The 14,963-nt window shown below is 66.4% G+C and carries 17 protein-coding genes; all 17 read left to right on the top strand.

The genetic code is table 11. The features are described from left to right. Positions 1-5 precede the first annotated feature (5 nt). Positions 6-1,154: an FAD-dependent oxidoreductase gene (locus M3I54_RS14730; protein ID WP_254337016.1), complete on the top strand. Its 1,149-nt coding sequence runs from the start codon at positions 6-8 to the stop codon at positions 1,152-1,154. Positions 1,155-1,196: 42 nt separating this feature from the next. Further along, positions 1,197-1,394, top strand: a complete 198-nt coding sequence (gene thiS, locus M3I54_RS14725; protein WP_028206558.1) for a sulfur carrier protein ThiS — start codon at positions 1,197-1,199, stop codon at positions 1,392-1,394. A gap of 80 nt (positions 1,395-1,474) precedes the next feature. Next, positions 1,475-2,290 carry a thiazole synthase gene (locus M3I54_RS14720; RefSeq protein WP_254337014.1) on the top strand — a complete coding sequence of 272 codons (816 nt, stop codon included), beginning with the start codon at positions 1,475-1,477 and terminating at the stop codon, positions 2,288-2,290. Continuing rightward, positions 2,287-3,399: a thiamine phosphate synthase gene (thiE, locus tag M3I54_RS14715; RefSeq protein ID WP_254337012.1), complete on the top strand. Its 1,113-nt coding sequence runs from the start codon at positions 2,287-2,289 to the stop codon at positions 3,397-3,399. The genes M3I54_RS14720 and thiE overlap by 4 nt, the downstream gene beginning before the upstream one ends. A gap of 169 nt (positions 3,400-3,568) precedes the next feature. Further along, positions 3,569-4,390 carry an ABC transporter ATP-binding protein gene (locus M3I54_RS14710; RefSeq protein ID WP_254337010.1) on the top strand — a complete coding sequence of 274 codons (822 nt, stop codon included), beginning with the start codon at positions 3,569-3,571 and terminating at the stop codon, positions 4,388-4,390. Continuing rightward, complete coding sequence (gene mlaE / locus M3I54_RS14705; RefSeq protein WP_254337008.1) at positions 4,387-5,163, top strand: lipid asymmetry maintenance ABC transporter permease subunit MlaE; 777 nt, start codon at positions 4,387-4,389, stop codon at positions 5,161-5,163. The genes M3I54_RS14710 and mlaE overlap by 4 nt, the downstream gene beginning before the upstream one ends. A 73-nt stretch (positions 5,164-5,236) precedes the next feature. Beyond that, positions 5,237-5,818 (top strand): outer membrane lipid asymmetry maintenance protein MlaD, encoded by a 582-nt coding sequence (mlaD, locus tag M3I54_RS14700; protein ID WP_028206562.1) that lies wholly within the window; start codon positions 5,237-5,239, stop codon positions 5,816-5,818. Between the two features lie 14 nt (positions 5,819-5,832). Continuing rightward, on the top strand, positions 5,833-6,828 hold the full coding sequence (locus M3I54_RS14695) for a VacJ family lipoprotein (protein ID WP_254337006.1): 996 nt from the start codon (positions 5,833-5,835) through the stop codon (positions 6,826-6,828). Positions 6,829-7,006: 178 nt separating this feature from the next. After that, positions 7,007-7,639 (top strand): phospholipid-binding protein MlaC, encoded by a 633-nt coding sequence (locus M3I54_RS14690; protein ID WP_254337004.1) that lies wholly within the window; start codon positions 7,007-7,009, stop codon positions 7,637-7,639. Beyond that, positions 7,636-7,908 (top strand): STAS domain-containing protein, encoded by a 273-nt coding sequence (locus tag M3I54_RS14685; RefSeq protein WP_254337002.1) that lies wholly within the window; start codon positions 7,636-7,638, stop codon positions 7,906-7,908. Before M3I54_RS14690 ends, M3I54_RS14685 begins: the two co-directional genes overlap by 4 nt. 278 nt (positions 7,909-8,186) lie before the next feature. After that, positions 8,187-9,113, top strand: a complete 927-nt coding sequence (locus M3I54_RS14680) for an ABC transporter ATP-binding protein (RefSeq protein ID WP_254337001.1) — start codon at positions 8,187-8,189, stop codon at positions 9,111-9,113. Then, positions 9,110-9,865, top strand: a complete 756-nt coding sequence (locus tag M3I54_RS14675; RefSeq protein WP_042269663.1) for an ABC transporter permease — start codon at positions 9,110-9,112, stop codon at positions 9,863-9,865. The genes M3I54_RS14680 and M3I54_RS14675 overlap by 4 nt, the downstream gene beginning before the upstream one ends. A 15-nt stretch (positions 9,866-9,880) precedes the next feature. Beyond that, a complete protein-coding gene (locus tag M3I54_RS14670; protein ID WP_028206568.1) occupies positions 9,881-10,120 on the top strand; it encodes a BolA family protein in 240 nt (79 codons plus the stop codon). 108 nt (positions 10,121-10,228) lie between these two features. Next, a complete protein-coding gene (gene murA / locus M3I54_RS14665) occupies positions 10,229-11,491 on the top strand; it encodes a UDP-N-acetylglucosamine 1-carboxyvinyltransferase (RefSeq protein WP_254336998.1) in 1,263 nt (420 codons plus the stop codon). Further along, positions 11,488-12,186, top strand: a complete 699-nt coding sequence (gene hisG / locus M3I54_RS14660; protein WP_254336996.1) for an ATP phosphoribosyltransferase — start codon at positions 11,488-11,490, stop codon at positions 12,184-12,186. Before murA ends, hisG begins: the two co-directional genes overlap by 4 nt. A 119-nt stretch (positions 12,187-12,305) precedes the next feature. After that, on the top strand, positions 12,306-13,625 hold the full coding sequence (gene hisD, locus M3I54_RS14655; RefSeq protein WP_254336994.1) for a histidinol dehydrogenase: 1,320 nt from the start codon (positions 12,306-12,308) through the stop codon (positions 13,623-13,625). Positions 13,626-13,836: 211 nt separating this feature from the next. Continuing rightward, positions 13,837-14,913 (top strand): histidinol-phosphate transaminase, encoded by a 1,077-nt coding sequence (gene hisC / locus M3I54_RS14650; protein ID WP_254336992.1) that lies wholly within the window; start codon positions 13,837-13,839, stop codon positions 14,911-14,913. Positions 14,914-14,963: the final 50 nt, after the last annotated feature.

The following is a 14,963-nucleotide window of genomic DNA, read 5'->3' as shown; positions in this document are numbered from 1 at the left end:
TCGTCATGAGCCGCGCCCGCAACCATAACGTGGGCAGCGTGCCCGACTTCGCTGTGCTCGGCGGCGGCTTGAGCGGCCGGCTCGTCGCATGGCGTCTCGCTGGCGAGGGCCATCGCGTCGCGCTTTACGAGCGTGGCGGCCCCGAAGGCGGCGAGGCCGCGGCCTGGGTCGCGGCGGCCATGCTGGCGCCGCTCGCGGAGGCCGCTGTCGCTGAACTGCTCATTACCGAGCTTGGCGTCGCGTCGCTCGAATCCTGGCCGCGCATCCTGGCCGAGCTGCCGGAGCCCGTGTTCTTCCAGCGCAACGGCACGCTCGTCGTCTGGCATACCGCCGATCGCACCGAAGCGCCGCTCTTCGAGCGCCGCGTGCGCGCCAACGCGCCGCGTTCTCTCGCCGATGCAAACTTCGTCGCGCTCGCCGGTGCACAGCTCGACGCCGCCGAACCGGCGCTCGCCGGGCGCTTCGCGCGCGGCTGGCTGCTCGAAGGCGAGGGCCAGCTCGACAATCGCCAGACGTTGGCCGCATTGGCGGCGGGGCTCGCCGCGCGTGGCGTGGAAACCCACTGGCATACCACGGTCGACGAGGCCAATCCGCCGCCCGCGCGCGTGACGATCGACTGCCGCGGGCTGGGCGCCAAAGCTGCGCTGCCGGGTTTGCGCGGCATTCGCGGCGAAGTCGCGCGCGTGCACGCGCCGGGCATCACGCTCACCCGCCCGGTGCGGCTCCTGCATCCGCGCTATCCGCTCTATATCGCGCCCAAGGAAAACGATGTCTTCGTGATCGGCGCGACCGAGATCGAAGGCGAGGACCGTTCGCCCGTGAGCGTGCGCTCGGCGCTCGAACTGCTGAGCGCGGCGTTTGCGGTGCATCCGGCGTTCGGCGAGGCGCGCATCCTCGAGTTGAACACGCAGTGCCGCCCGACGCTGCCCGACCACCGCCCGGCGCTCATTTGGGACGGGAAGACCACACTGCGCGTGAACGGCCTCTATCGGCACGGCTTCATGATCGCGCCGGAAGTCGCCGACGAAGCCGCGCGCTTCGCACAAGCGCTGCTCGAGGCGCGCGTGAGCGATGCCGATTCTTTCGAGTCGCTGCGCCGCGCGTCGCGATGGGGCGACATGCTGCACGCGCAGGGCGCGCACGAGCCGGCTTGAAGCATCACCAGAAACAATCCGCAGTTTGAGAACGTATTTGCCATGGACATTCATATCAACCAGAAGCCGATCACGCTGCCCGAGGGCGCGACGGTCGCCGATGCGCTCGCCGCATTTGGCGCGCGTCCGCCGTTCGCCGTGGCCCTGAACGGCGATTTCGTGGCGCGCACCCAGCATGGCGCGCGCTCGCTCCAGGCGGGCGACCGCCTCGACGTCGTGAGCCCCGTGGCCGGCGGCTGAGCCTCGCTCGGCCAAGCCACCGGTCGCGCGCATCGCATACATGGCGAGCGCTTTCACGACACCGCCAAGGATTCCAACCCATGACCACCACATCCACCGCCGACGCGCTCACGCTCTACGGCGAAACCTTCGCGAGCCGCGTGCTGCTCGGCACGTCGCGCTATCCGTCGCTGCAGTCGCTCGCCGACTCGATGGCGGCCGCGCGCCCCGGCATGATCACCGTCGCGCTGCGCCGCCAGATGAACGACGGCACCGCCGAGGCAGGCTTCTTCGATCTGCTCAAGCGCCACGGCGTGCCGCTCTTGCCGAACACGGCCGGCTGCCTCACCGTCAATGAGGCGGTGACGACGGCTCACATGGCGCGCGAAGTCTTCGCAACCGACTGGATCAAGCTCGAACTGATCGGCGACGACTACACGCTGCAGCCCGACCCGGTCGGCCTGATCGAGGCCGCGTCGCGCCTCGTGAAGGATGGCTTCAAGGTGCTGCCGTATTGCACCGAGGATCTCGTGATCGGCAGGCGTCTGCTCGATGCGGGTTGCGAGGCGCTCATGCCGTGGGGCGCGCCGATCGGCACCGGCAAGGGCGTGATCAACCCCTACGGCTTGCGCGTGCTGCGCGAGCGCTTGCCCGATGTGCCGCTCATCGTCGATGCGGGCCTCGGCGTGCCTTCGCACGCGTGCCAGGTGATGGAGTGGGGCTTCGACGGCGTGCTGCTCAACACGGCCGTTTCGCAGGCCACGCACCCCGAGGCGATGGCGCGCGCGTTCGCGCTCGGCGTCGAGGCGGGGCGCGCCGCGTATCTCGCCGGACCGATGGCCGAGCGCGAAGTGGCGGTCGCGAGCACGCCCGTGGTCGGCATGCCTTTCTGGCACCAGGATGGAGACAAGCGATGACTGAAACGCTGCGACTGCAGGACCGCGAACTGTTCTGGCCGCCCGCCGACGAACTCACCGAAACGGCGGAGCGCATCCGTGCGCGCCTGGGCGACTGGCAGCCCACGCATGCGCCGTGGCGCATCTGTCTTACACCGCCCGACGCGCCCAACGGCGGCGATCTGATCATCGTGACCGACGCGGCGCCGCATCTGGCCAACATCGCGCGCTGGATGACCGACGGCGCGGGCGTGATCGAAGCCGCCGGCGAAAACCCGAAGGCGGCGCGCGCCACGCTGCATCTGGGTGGCGAGCGTTACGCGCTCGAAGGCGAGCTGGCGGAAGACTGGATCCCGGCGCTGGCGGCGTTCCTCGACTGCGGCTTCGATCCGCACGACGCGCTCGTGCTCGCGCTTGCCTGGCGCGACGGCGACGAACAGCAGGCCGATGCCTGGCCCGTCGACATCGAGCGTTTTCCGCGCGTGCTGGGTCTGCCCGCCGCGCCCGCACAGCCGTTCGCGCCGTGTCCCGCGAAGCTTGGGCTGTATCCGGTGCTGCCTACGGCGGACTGGGTCGAGCGCGTGCTCGACTATGGCGTGCAGACGGTGCAACTACGCAGCAAGCAGCCGAAATCCGCGGCGCTCACGCAAGAGATCGAGCGCTGCGTCGCGGCGGGCCGCAAGCACGACGCGCAGCTTTTCATCAACGATCACTGGCAGGAGGCCGTCGCGGCCGGCGCTTATGGCGTGCACCTTGGCCAGGAAGATCTGCGCGAAGCCGACCTCGGCGCGATCGCGGCGGCTGGCGCGCGTCTTGGCCTCTCGACGCACGGCTACTTCGAGATGCTCACGGCGCTTCATTTCCGTCCGAGCTACCTCGCGTGCGGCGCCGTCTTCGCCACCACGACCAAGGCGATGCCCACGGCCCCCCAGGGCCTCGCGCGTCTCGCCCGCTACGTGAAGCTGCTGGACGGCGTCGTGCCGATGGTGGCGATTGGCGGCATCGACGGCAATGTGCTGCCCGAGGTCCTCGCGACGGGCGCGGGCAGCGCGGCGGTGGTGCGCGCCGTGACCGAGGCGGCCGACCCGGCTGTCGCGGTTGCTGCATTGCGCAACGCGTTTACGCAATAATGGTCCGCCCTGGCTTCGGGCTGCGCCGCGTGCGCGACCCGAGGCCGAGGGGGCCGCAACCCGCAGCAGCGGGCGACTGCGGCTTACATCATCGGGACTAGGGGCGTCACGGCAGGTTTTCCACGATGGCCCTATAATCCCGCCTTCGTGTAAATGGACTGTCAGCCACGTGCCCTCAACCTCTGAGACCCTACTGGAGCTGCGCGACGTCGACTTCGGCTACGGCGACCGGCTCGTCCTGTCCGGCCTGAACATGCGCTTCCCGCGCGGTCGGGTGGTGGCAGTCATGGGCGGTTCCGGTGGCGGAAAAACGACAGTGCTGCGTCTGATCGGCGGCCTTGTTCGCGCGCAGCGCGGCCAGGTGCTGTTCGGCGGCCAGGACGTCGGCGCGCAATCGCGCGACGGCCTCTACGCCCTGCGCCGCAAGATGGGCATGCTCTTCCAGTTCGGCGCGCTCTTCACCGACATGTCGGTGTTCGAGAACGTCGCCTTCGCCCTGCGCGAGCACACCGATCTGCCTGAAGAGCTGATCCGCGACCTCGTGCTCATGAAGCTCAACGCCGTCGGCCTGCGTGGCGCGCGCGATCTCGCGCCTTCGGAAATTTCCGGCGGCATGGCGCGCCGCGTGGCGCTCGCGCGCGCCATCGCGCTCGACCCTGAACTCATGATGTACGACGAGCCGTTCGCGGGTCTCGACCCGATTTCGCTCGGCATCACCGCGAACCTCATCCGCACGCTCAACGACGCGCTCGGCGCAACCTCGATCCTCGTCACGCACGACGTGCCCGAGTCGTTCGCGATCGCCGACTACGTGTACTTCATGGCGAACGGCCGGGTGCAGGCGCAGGGCACGCCCGACGAGCTGCGCGCCTCGACTGACCCGACCGTGCGCCAGTTCATCGACGGCGCGCCGGACGGTCCGTTCCGGTTCCATTACCCCTCGAACCTGCCGCTCGAAGCGGACTTCGGCATTGGCGGAGGCCGCTCATGATCGGCGCCATCAGCTCGATCGGGCGCACCGCGCTCGAAACGATCGCGCGCGCGGGGCATGCCACGCGCTTTTTCGTGCGCCTCGTCCTCGAATTCTTCCCGCTGCTGCGCCGGCCGCGTCTTGTCACGAAGCAGATCCACTTCGTCGGCAATTATTCGCTGTTGATCATTGCCGTGTCGGGCCTGTTCGTGGGCTTCGTGCTCGGGCTGCAGGGCTATTACACGCTCAACCGCTACGGCTCCGAGCAGGCGCTCGGGCTGCTGGTCGCGCTCTCGCTCGTGCGTGAGCTCGGGCCCGTCGTCACCGCGCTGTTGTTCGCTGGCCGCGCGGGCACCTCGCTCACCGCCGAGATCGGCCTCATGAAGGCGGGCGAGCAACTCACGGCCATGGAGATGATGGCGGTGGACCCCGTGCGCGTGGTGGTCGCGCCGCGCATGTGGGCGGGCGTGATCGCCATGCCGATTCTCGCGGCCATCTTCAGCGCGGTCGGCATTCTGGGCGGCTACGTGGTGGGCGTGCTGCTGATCGGCGTGGACGCCGGCGCATTCTGGTCGCAAATGCAGGGCGGCGTGGACGTCTGGACAGACGTGGGCAACGGCGTGATGAAGAGCATCGTGTTCGGTTTCGCCGTGACGTTCACCGCGCTCTATCAGGGCTATGAAGCGAAGCCCACGCCCGAGGGCGTGTCGCGCGCGACCACCAAGACGGTCGTGTACGCGTCGCTCGCGGTGCTCGGCCTCGACTTCCTGCTCACCGCGCTGATGTTCAGCTAAAGACGCCGGGCAGTGACCCGGCTGCGCGGCGCGCATAGGAGCGACGCCGCAACGGATTCTCATTGGGATGACGATGAAAAAGAATGCTCTCGACTTTTGGGTCGGCCTGTTTGTGGTGCTGGGCTTCATCGCGCTGCTGTTTCTTGCGCTGAAGGCCGGCAACATGAGTTCGCTGTCGTTCCAGTCCACCTATCCGGTGAAGCTCAAGTTCGACAATATCGGCGGCCTCAAGCCGCGCGCGCCGGTGAAGAGCGCAGGCGTGACCGTGGGCCGCGTGGCTTCGATCGGCTTCGACTCCAACACCTATCAGGCGCTGGTGACGATTAACCTCGACCAGCAATACCAGTTTCCGAAGGACACGTCGGCGAAGATCCTGACGTCCGGTCTGCTCGGCGAGCAGTACATCGGCCTCGAGCCGGGCGGCGATTCGGAAATGCTCAAGGCCGGCGACACCATTTCGATGACGCAATCGGCCATCGTGCTCGAGAACCTGATCGGCCAGTTCCTCTATAGCAAGGCGGCCGATTCGGGCGCCGCGAAGCCGTCCAGCGGCGCGAGTACGGATGCGGCGCCTGCTGCAGCACCCGCGCCCGCACCAGCTCAGGCCCCTGCGCCGGCTGCTTCGGCGGCACCGGCGGCTTCAGCGGCCCAATAAGAAGGAGAAAAAGAATGACGACCATACGCATGCGCGCCATTACGCTTGGCGTCGCAGCGCTTGCACTCGGGGGCTGTTCGACGGTGCAGACGCCGTCGAAGGACGATCCATGGGAAGGGTTCAACCGCACGGTGTACACCTTCAACGACAAGGTTGACACGTACGCGCTCAAGCCGGTGGCGCAGGGCTACGTCAAGGTTACGCCGCAGCCCGTGCGCGACAGCGTGACGAACTTCTTCGCGAACATCGGCGACGTGTACAACGCCGCGAACAACTTCCTGCAGCTGAAGATCACCGATGGTGTCGAGGACATCATGCGGATCGTGATCAACACGGTCTTCGGCCTGGGTGGCCTGTTCGACGTCGCGACGCTCGCGAAGCTGCCCAAGCACAACCAGGACTTCGGTCTCACGCTCGGTCACTATGGCGTGCCGCCCGGCCCTTACCTCGTGCTGCCGCTGTTCGGTCCGAGCACGGTGCGTGACGGCGTGGGCCTCGTGCCCAACTACTTCATCAATCCGCTTACCTATGTGGATCCGGCCGCGCTGTCGTGGGGCCTTTACGGCCTGAACGTGGTGAGCACGCGCGCCAACCTGCTGGGCGCGAGCGACCTGCTCGAAGGCGCGGCGATCGACAAGTACTCGTTCATCCGCAACGCCTATTTGCAGCGCCGCCGCTATCTGCTTTCGGATGGCCGCGCGTCTGACAACAACCTGCCGGATTACGGCGATGGCGCGCCGCTGCCGAAGTACGACGACACCGACGAGGGCACGGCGCCTGGCGCGGCTGCCGGCGCAGCGGTCCCCGCTTCGGGCAGCGCGCCTGCGGCCACGCCGAATGCGGCCAGCACGGTGCCCGCAAACCCCAAGGGTGCAACGACCGCTCCGGCCACGCTGGAAGGCCCGGCTGGCGCCGCGGCGCCCATGGGCGCGTCGGAAACCACGGTGCCGGGCGACCAGATGATCCCGCCCGCGCGCATCGGCTTCCCGAGCATGCTGCGTCTGCGCTGAGCGCCGCGCTCCGGCGGGGCGCAACGCCTCACCGGAGCGTTCGTCTGACATATACGTCTGACGTAACAAGCAGAAACGCTTGTCGCACTTTGCTGGCAGTTTTTGACATAGCGAGATAGATCTCGCGTGATATCGTTGGCTCCAACGGGGCGATGTCCCCCAACTAGCAGGACTCGATATGAAGAAATTCTTTCTGTACCCGTTTTTCGCCATGTTTCTTTCGTTTGCCGGCGGCGCGTTCGCCCAGACGGTAGACACCAGCAATCCCGACGCGATGATCCAGATGATCACGACGCAAGTCATGGACCAGATTAAAGGCGACAAATCCATCCAGTCGGGTGACATCAGCAAGATCTCGCAGCTCGTGAACGAAAAGATCCTGCCGTACACCGACTTCCGCCGCACCACGCAGCTCGCGATGGGCCGCAACTGGCGCACGGCCTCGCCGGAGCAGCAGCAACAGGTCATCGAACAGTTCAAGACGCTGCTCATTCGCACGTACTCGGGCGCGCTCGCCCAGGTGCGCGACCAGCAGATCCAGTACAAGCCGTTCCGCGCGAACCCGGACGACACCGACGTCGTGGTCCGTTCGACGGTTATGAACGGCGGCCAGCCGATCGAGCTCGACTATCGCCTCTACAAGACGCCGCAAGGCTGGCGCGTGTATGACATCAACGTGCTTGGCGCGTGGCTCATCCAGGCGTACCAGCAGCAGTTCCAGGAAAAGATCCAGCAAGGCGGCGTGGACGGCCTGATCCAGTTCCTCACGCAACGTAACCAGCAACTCGCATCGGGCAAGGCGACCTCGTGAGCGAGCGTTTCGCCACCGGCGCAAACCTGACCCACGAGAGCGCAAAGGCCGCGCTCTCGACCGGGTTCGCACAGATCTCGGCGGGCGCAACCGCTGTGGACTGCGCGGCGCTCACCCAGTTCGATTCATCGGCGCTCGCAGTGCTGATCGCGTGGCAGCGTGCCGCGCGTGAGCGCGGCGCTTCCCTCGCCGTGCTCAACTTGCCCCCCGCGCTCGCCTCTCTCGCGCGCGCCTACGGCGTCGATTCGCTTCTCAACGAGCGACATTGACCCGCGTCGCCTGGCCGGACGCTGGCGTTCGAGCGGTGTCACGCCGCACTGCCAGGCCGACGCAGTTCCCCCTTCAAGGCCAGGCCGCGCTTTCCGACTTGGCCTATAATCAACCGTTTTTTGGGCGCTGCCTCGGCGCAAAATGCACCGCCTGGTATGTAGAAAGCGTGCACTGAGACAGCAAAGCCGGCCTCGTAAGCCGTCCCCAATTCCGGTGTTCCCCGCAGCATTGATGCACTCTTGAGCCGCGCCGTTCGCAAACGGGCGGCGTATTAGTCATGCCAGCCATAGAAATCCGCAACGTCAAGAAGCGCTACCAGTCGCTCCAGGCGCTCAAGGGCGTCAGCTTCACGGTCGAAGACGGCGAGTTCTTCGGGCTGCTCGGCCCGAACGGCGCGGGCAAGACGACGCTCATCAGCATTCTTGCCGGCCTCGCGCGCGCTGACGAGGGCTCGATCGCCGTACGCGGCCACGATGTCGTCGCCGACTACCGCAACGCGCGCCGCAATCTGGGCGTCGTGCCGCAGGAACTGGTGTTCGATCCGTTCTTCACCGTGCGCGAGACCCTGCGCATCCAGTCCGGCTACTTCGGTCTGCGCAATAACGACGCGTGGATCGACGAAGTCATGGCCAATCTCGATCTCACCGAGAAAGCCGACGTGAACATGCGCGCGCTGTCCGGCGGCATGAAGCGCCGGGTGCTCGTGGCGCAAGCGCTCGTGCACCGACCGCCCGTGATCGTGCTCGACGAACCCACCGCCGGCGTGGACGTGGAACTGCGCCAGACGCTCTGGAAGTTCATCGCGCGCCTGAACCGCGAAGGGCACACCATCGTGCTCACCACGCACTATCTCGAAGAAGCCGAGCAGTTGTGCGACCGCATCGCCATGCTCCGGCGCGGCGAGATGGTCGCGCTCGAGCGCACGAGTTCGCTGCTGCAGCGCTTCGCGGGCATGCAGCTCTTCCTGCGCTTCTCGGAAGGCGTGCTGCCGGGCGATCTGCGCGCGCTCGAAGTCGATCCGGCGGGCGCCAGCGCACACCAGCATCTGCTGCGCCTCGCGAGCTATGACGACGTGGAGCGCATTCTGGCCAAGTGCCGCGCGAACGGCTGCAAGCTCGAAGAAGTGGAAGTGCGCAAGGCCGATCTGGAGGATGTTTTCGTGCAGGTGATGAACGGTCCTGAAGTGGTCGAGGGTCTCGCATGAGCGGTTTCCGTACGCTGTTCTACAAGGAAGTGCTGCGTTTCTGGAAAGTCGCTTTCCAGACCGTGCTCGCGCCCGTCATCACCGCGCTGCTCTATCTCACGATCTTCGGCCACGCGCTGCGCGGCCACGTGGAGGTGTATCCGGGCGTGGAGTATACGAGCTTCCTGATTCCCGGCCTCGTGATGATGAGCGTGCTGCAGAACGCCTTTGCGAATAGCTCGTCGTCGTTGATCCAGTCGAAGATCACGGGCAATCTCGTATTCGTACTCTTGCCGCCGCTCGCTGCATGGGAGATGTTTGGAGCCTACGTGCTCGCTTCGATCGTGCGCGGCCTCGCCGTTGGCGCGGGCGTGTTCGTCGTGACGATCTGGTTCATTCCGATGAGCTTCGCCGCGCCGTTCTACATCCTCGCTTTCGCGGTGCTCGGCTCGGCGATCCTCGGTACGCTCGGCCTGATCGCCGGGATCTGGGCGGAGAAGTTCGACCAGCTCGCGGCGTTTCAGAACTTTCTCATCATGCCGCTCACGTTTCTTTCGGGCGTGTTTTATTCGACGCATACGCTGCCGCCTCTGTGGCGCGAGGTGTCGCGGCTCAATCCGTTCTTCTACATGATCGATGGCTTTCGCTTTGGGTTCTTCGGCCTGTCCGACATCAACCCGCTCGTGAGCCTGTCGATCGTTTTCGTGTTTTTCGTGGCGCTTGCCACGCTCGCCATGCGTTTGCTCGCGAGCGGGTACAAGCTGCGTCACTAAGCAGGAGCCATACTCATGTTGCCGACTCCGGAACAGATCAAGCAGTACATCTCGGCAGGGCTCGCGTGCGAGCACCTCGAAGTCGAAGGCGATGGCCAGCACTTCTTCGCGACGATCGTCTCCTCAGCATTCGACGGCAAGCGCTTGATCCAGCGCCATCAGCTCGTCTACGCGGCGCTCGGCGACCGTATGCGCGAGGAAATCCACGCGCTCAGCATGAAGACGCTCACGCCCGCCGAATGGCAGAACGCATAATCTGGAATCTCAGTGCGAATCACCCAGGACAAAGACGCCGCCGCGAGCGGCGCAGCTCAACATCAAGCGACCCCGCAAGCCGGCCGCACCGATCAGGAAACCTCAGGCATGGATAAACTCGTCATCGTCGGCGGGCAGAAGCTCGCAGGGGAAGTGGCTGTTTCCGGTGCAAAGAATGCGGCGCTGCCCATTCTCTGCGCAGGCCTTCTGAGCGCGGAACCCGTTCATCTCGACAACGTGCCCGACCTCCAGGACGTGCGCACCACGCTCAAGCTGCTTGGCCAGATGGGCGTGCGTACCGAGCAGCACGGCGCGCGCGTGCAGCTCGACGCCTCGAAGGTGAACAACCTCGTCGCGCCGTATGAGCTCGTGAAGACCATGCGTGCGTCGATCCTCGTGCTCGGGCCGCTCGTCGCGCGCTTTGGCGAGGCGAAGGTGTCGCTGCCGGGCGGCTGCGCGATCGGCGCGCGCCCCGTTGACCAGCACATCAAGGGCCTGCAGGCGATGGGTGCCGAGATCAACATCGAGCACGGCTTCATCGAGGCGCGCGCGAAGCGCCTGAAGGGCGCGCGCATCGTCACCGACATGATCACGGTCACCGGCACGGAAAACCTGCTGATGGCCGCCGTGCTCGCCGATGGCGAAACGGTGATCGAGAACGCCGCGCGCGAGCCCGAAGTGGGCGACCTCGCGCACCTGCTCGTGGCGATGGGCGCGAAGATCGAAGGCATCGGCACCGACCGCCTCGTGATCCAGGGCGTGGACAAGCTCCACGGCGCGCACCACACCGTCATTCCGGACCGTATCGAAGCGGGCACGTTCCTGTGCGCGGTCGCAGCCGCGGGCGGCGACGTCACGCTGCGCCACGTGCGTCCGCACACACTCGACGCCGTCACCGACAAACTGCGCGAAGCGGGCGTGACGATCGAAGAGGGCGACGACTGGATGCGCGTGCGCATGCACGAGCGCGCGCGCGCCGTGAACGTGCGCACCTCCGAATACCCGGCGTTCCCGACCGACATGCAGGCGCAGTTCATGGCGCTCAACACGATCGCGGACGGCACCTCGCAAGTGGTCGAAAACATCTTCGAAAACCGCTTCATGCACGTGCAGGAACTGAATCGCCTGGGCGCGCACATCACGATCGACGGCAAGACGGCGCTCGTCGCCGGTGTCGAGAAGCTCTCGGGCGCGAAGGTGATGGCAACCGATCTGCGCGCATCGGCGAGCCTCGTGATCGCGGGCCTGTGCGCGGACGGCGAGACCCTGATCGACCGCATCTATCACCTTGACCGCGGTTACGACCGCATGGAAGAGAAGCTCACGAAGATCGGCGCGAACGTGAAGCGGATCAAGGGGAGCGCGGCATGAGCACGGTCGAGTCCAAGCCCACGCCGGCGGCGGCGGCCAGCGCGCCGCTCACGCTCGCGCTCTCGAAGGGCCGCATCTTCGAAGAGACGATGCCGCTTCTCGCGGCGGCCGGCGTGCATGTGACCGAAGACCCGGAAACCTCGCGCAAGCTCATCCTGCCGACCACCGACCCGAACCTGCGCGTGATCATCGTGCGCGCGACCGACGTACCCACCTACGTGGAGTACGGTGCGGCCGACTTCGGCGTGGCGGGCAAGGACGTGCTTAACGAGCACGGCGGCGGCGGCCTGTATCAGCCGATCGATCTCGATATCGCGCGCTGCCGTCTTTCGGTGGCCGTGAAGGGCGGCTTCGATTACGCGAATGCGGTGCGCCAGGGCGCGCGCCTGCGTGTGGCGACCAAGTACACGGAAGCCGCGCGCCAGCACTTCGCGGCCAAGGGCGTGCACGTCGACCTCATCAAGCTGTACGGCTCGATGGAGCTCGCACCGCTCGTCGGCCTCGCTGACGCGATCGTCGACCTCGTCAGCACGGGCGGCACGCTGCGCGCGAACAATCTGGTCGAGGTCGAGGAGATCATGGAGATCTCGTCGCGCCTCGTCGTGAATCAGGCAGCGCTCAAGCTCAAGCGCGCCGCGCTGCGGCCCATCATCGACGCGTTCGAACGCGCGTCCCGCGGCGCGCAGGCAGTCTGACGAGTCGGCCTGTTCAGGCTGACCGAGTTGTAGCAAAGGGCTGGCGCAATGACGCGCCGCCTCGCGCGCAGTGCGTCTCAAAAGGCGCGGCGCGCACAACGTAACGGATGGATACCAGCATGGCTATCACGATGCGCAAACTCGATTCCAGCGCCGAAGGCTTCAAGAAGGCGCTGCACGCGGTGCTCGCCTTCGAGGCGAGCGAGGACGAGGCCATCGAGCGCTCCGTCGCGCAGATTCTCGCCGACGTGAAGGCGCGCGGCGACGCCGCCGTGCTCGACTACACGAACCGCTTCGACCGCCTTGCCGCCTCGAGCGTCGCGGCGCTCGAGCTGCCGTTCAGCGAACTCGAAGCGGCGCTGGAGAGCCTGGAGCCCAAGCAGCGCGCGGCGCTCGAAGCGGCGGCGGCGCGCGTGCGCGGCTACCACGAGAAGCAGCGCATCGAGTGCGGCTCGCATAGCTGGCAATACACCGAATCCGACGGCACGGTGCTCGGCCAAAAGGTCACGCCGCTCGACCGCGTGGGCCTTTATGTGCCCGGCGGCAAGGCCGCGTACCCGTCGTCCGTCCTGATGAACGCCATTCCTGCGCGGGTCGCGGGCGTGCGCGAAATCATCATGGTCGTGCCCACGCCCGATGGCGTGAAGAATCCGCTCGTGCTGGCGGCGGCGCTGCTCGGCGGCGTCGATCGCGTGTTCACGATCGGCGGTGCGCAGGCCGTGGCGGCGCTCGCGTACGGCACGAATACGATCCCGGCCGTCGACAAGATTTGCGGACCGGGCAATGCCTATGTCGCTTCGGCCAAACGCCGCGTGTTCGGCACGGTCGGCATCGACATGATCGCGGGCCCCTCGGAAATCCTCGTGATCTGCGACGGCACGACCGATCCGCGCTGGGTGGCCATGGACCTGTTCTCGCAGGCCGAGCACGACGAGCTCGCGCAGTCCATCTTGCTGTGCCCGGACCCGGGCTTCATCAAGCGCGTGGAAGACGCCATCGACGAGCTGCTGCCCGCCATGCCGCGCGCCGAAGTCATCGCCACGTCGCTCACGAACCGCGGCGCGCTCGTGAAGGTGCGCGACATGGCCGAGGCCTGCGCCATCGCCAACGACATCGCGCCGGAGCACCTCGAAATCTCGGCGCTGGAGCCGCAGAAGTGGGGCGCCGAAATCCGCCACGCGGGCGCGATCTTCCTTGGCCGCTACACGAGCGAAAGCCTCGGCGACTACTGCGCGGGGCCGAATCACGTGCTGCCTACGTCTCGTACCGCACGTTTCTCGTCGCCGCTTGGCGTCTATGATTTCATCAAGCGCTCGAGCCTCATCGAGGTGAGCGCGGAAGGCGCGCAAACGCTCGGCGAAATCGCGGCCGAGCTGGCCTACGGCGAAGGCCTGCAAGCCCATGCGCGCAGCGCCGAATTCCGCATGAAGCAGGTGTAAAGCACGCCTGGCAATTGGCAGAAACTGGTTGAATGAGCCGCCGCGCAGCACGGAGACGTTGCGCGACAGCAAGCCCCGCGAGTGCGTGGGGCGCAGCAGTTTGACCTTCAGTTTGACCCACGCGCAACAGAGACCACGACGATAACCAGGGCAGCCGGCTCGCCGAGCTGCCCGTGCTGGCGGCCCCGCTTTTCGCGAGCCGCCTTTCGACATGACGACACCACAAGACATCATCCGTCGCGACGTGCTCGCGATGACGAGTTACCCCGTGCCCGACGCTTCCGGTTTCGTGAAGCTCGACGCCATGGAGAACCCGTTTGCCCTGCCCGCCGACCTTGCCGCGCAACTGGGCGAACGCCTCGCGGCGGTCGCGCTCAACCGCTACCCCGCGCCGCGCCCCGAGGCGCTGATCGCAAAGCTCAAGCAGACGATGCGCGTGCCCGCCGACTGCGACGTGCTGCTCGGCAACGGCTCGGACGAGATCATCAGCATGATCACCATGGCGTGCGCGAAGCCGGGCGCGAAGGTGCTCGCGCCGGTGCCGGGCTTCGTCATGTATGCAATGTCGGCGAAGTTCGCGCAGCTGGAGTTCGTCGGCGTGCCGCTGAAGACCGACTTCACGCTCGACCTCGAAGCGACGCTCGCGGCCATCGCGGAGCACACGCCTGCCGTGATCTGGCTGGCGTACCCGAACAACCCTACGGGCACGCTGTTCGACGACGCCGACATCGAGCGCGTGATCGCGGCGGCTGCGCAGGCGAAGAGCCTCGTGGTGATCGACGAGGCCTACCAGCCGTTCGCGATGCAAAGCTGGATGCCGCGCGCGGGCGAGTTCGACAACGTGGTCGTGATGCGCACGATGTCGAAGCTCGGGCTCGCGGGCATACGCCTCGGCTATCTGGCCGGGCGTCCGTCGTGGCTCAACGAGTTCGACAAGGTGCGTCCGCCCTACAACGTGAACGTGCTCACGCAGGCGGCGGCGGATCTGCTGCTCGACCATGTCGACGTGCTCGATGCGCAGGCCGCGCAGTTGCGCGCGCAACGCGCGGCGCTGGCCGCCGAAGTGGCGAAGCTGCCGGGCGCCCAGGTCTTCGAAAGCGCGGGCAATTTCCTGCTCGTGCGGGTGCCCGACGCGGCGGCGGTTTTTGACACGCTGCTGTCTGCGCGGATTCTGATCAAAAACGTGGGTAAAATGCACCCATTGCTTGCGAACTGTGTGCGCCTGACCGTTGGCACCCCCGACGAAAACGCGCAATTGCTCGCTGCCCTGAAGCTCGTGCTCCGTTAGGCCGACGCTTCGTTCTCCCACTCTCCTGTTACGGGCTGTTTGAAGGATAT

The sequence above is a fragment of the Paraburkholderia sp. CNPSo 3274 genome (assembly GCF_024206475.1).
Taxonomy (GTDB): domain Bacteria; phylum Pseudomonadota; class Gammaproteobacteria; order Burkholderiales; family Burkholderiaceae; genus Paraburkholderia.
This window is presented reverse-complemented; position numbering and strand designations above follow the sequence as displayed.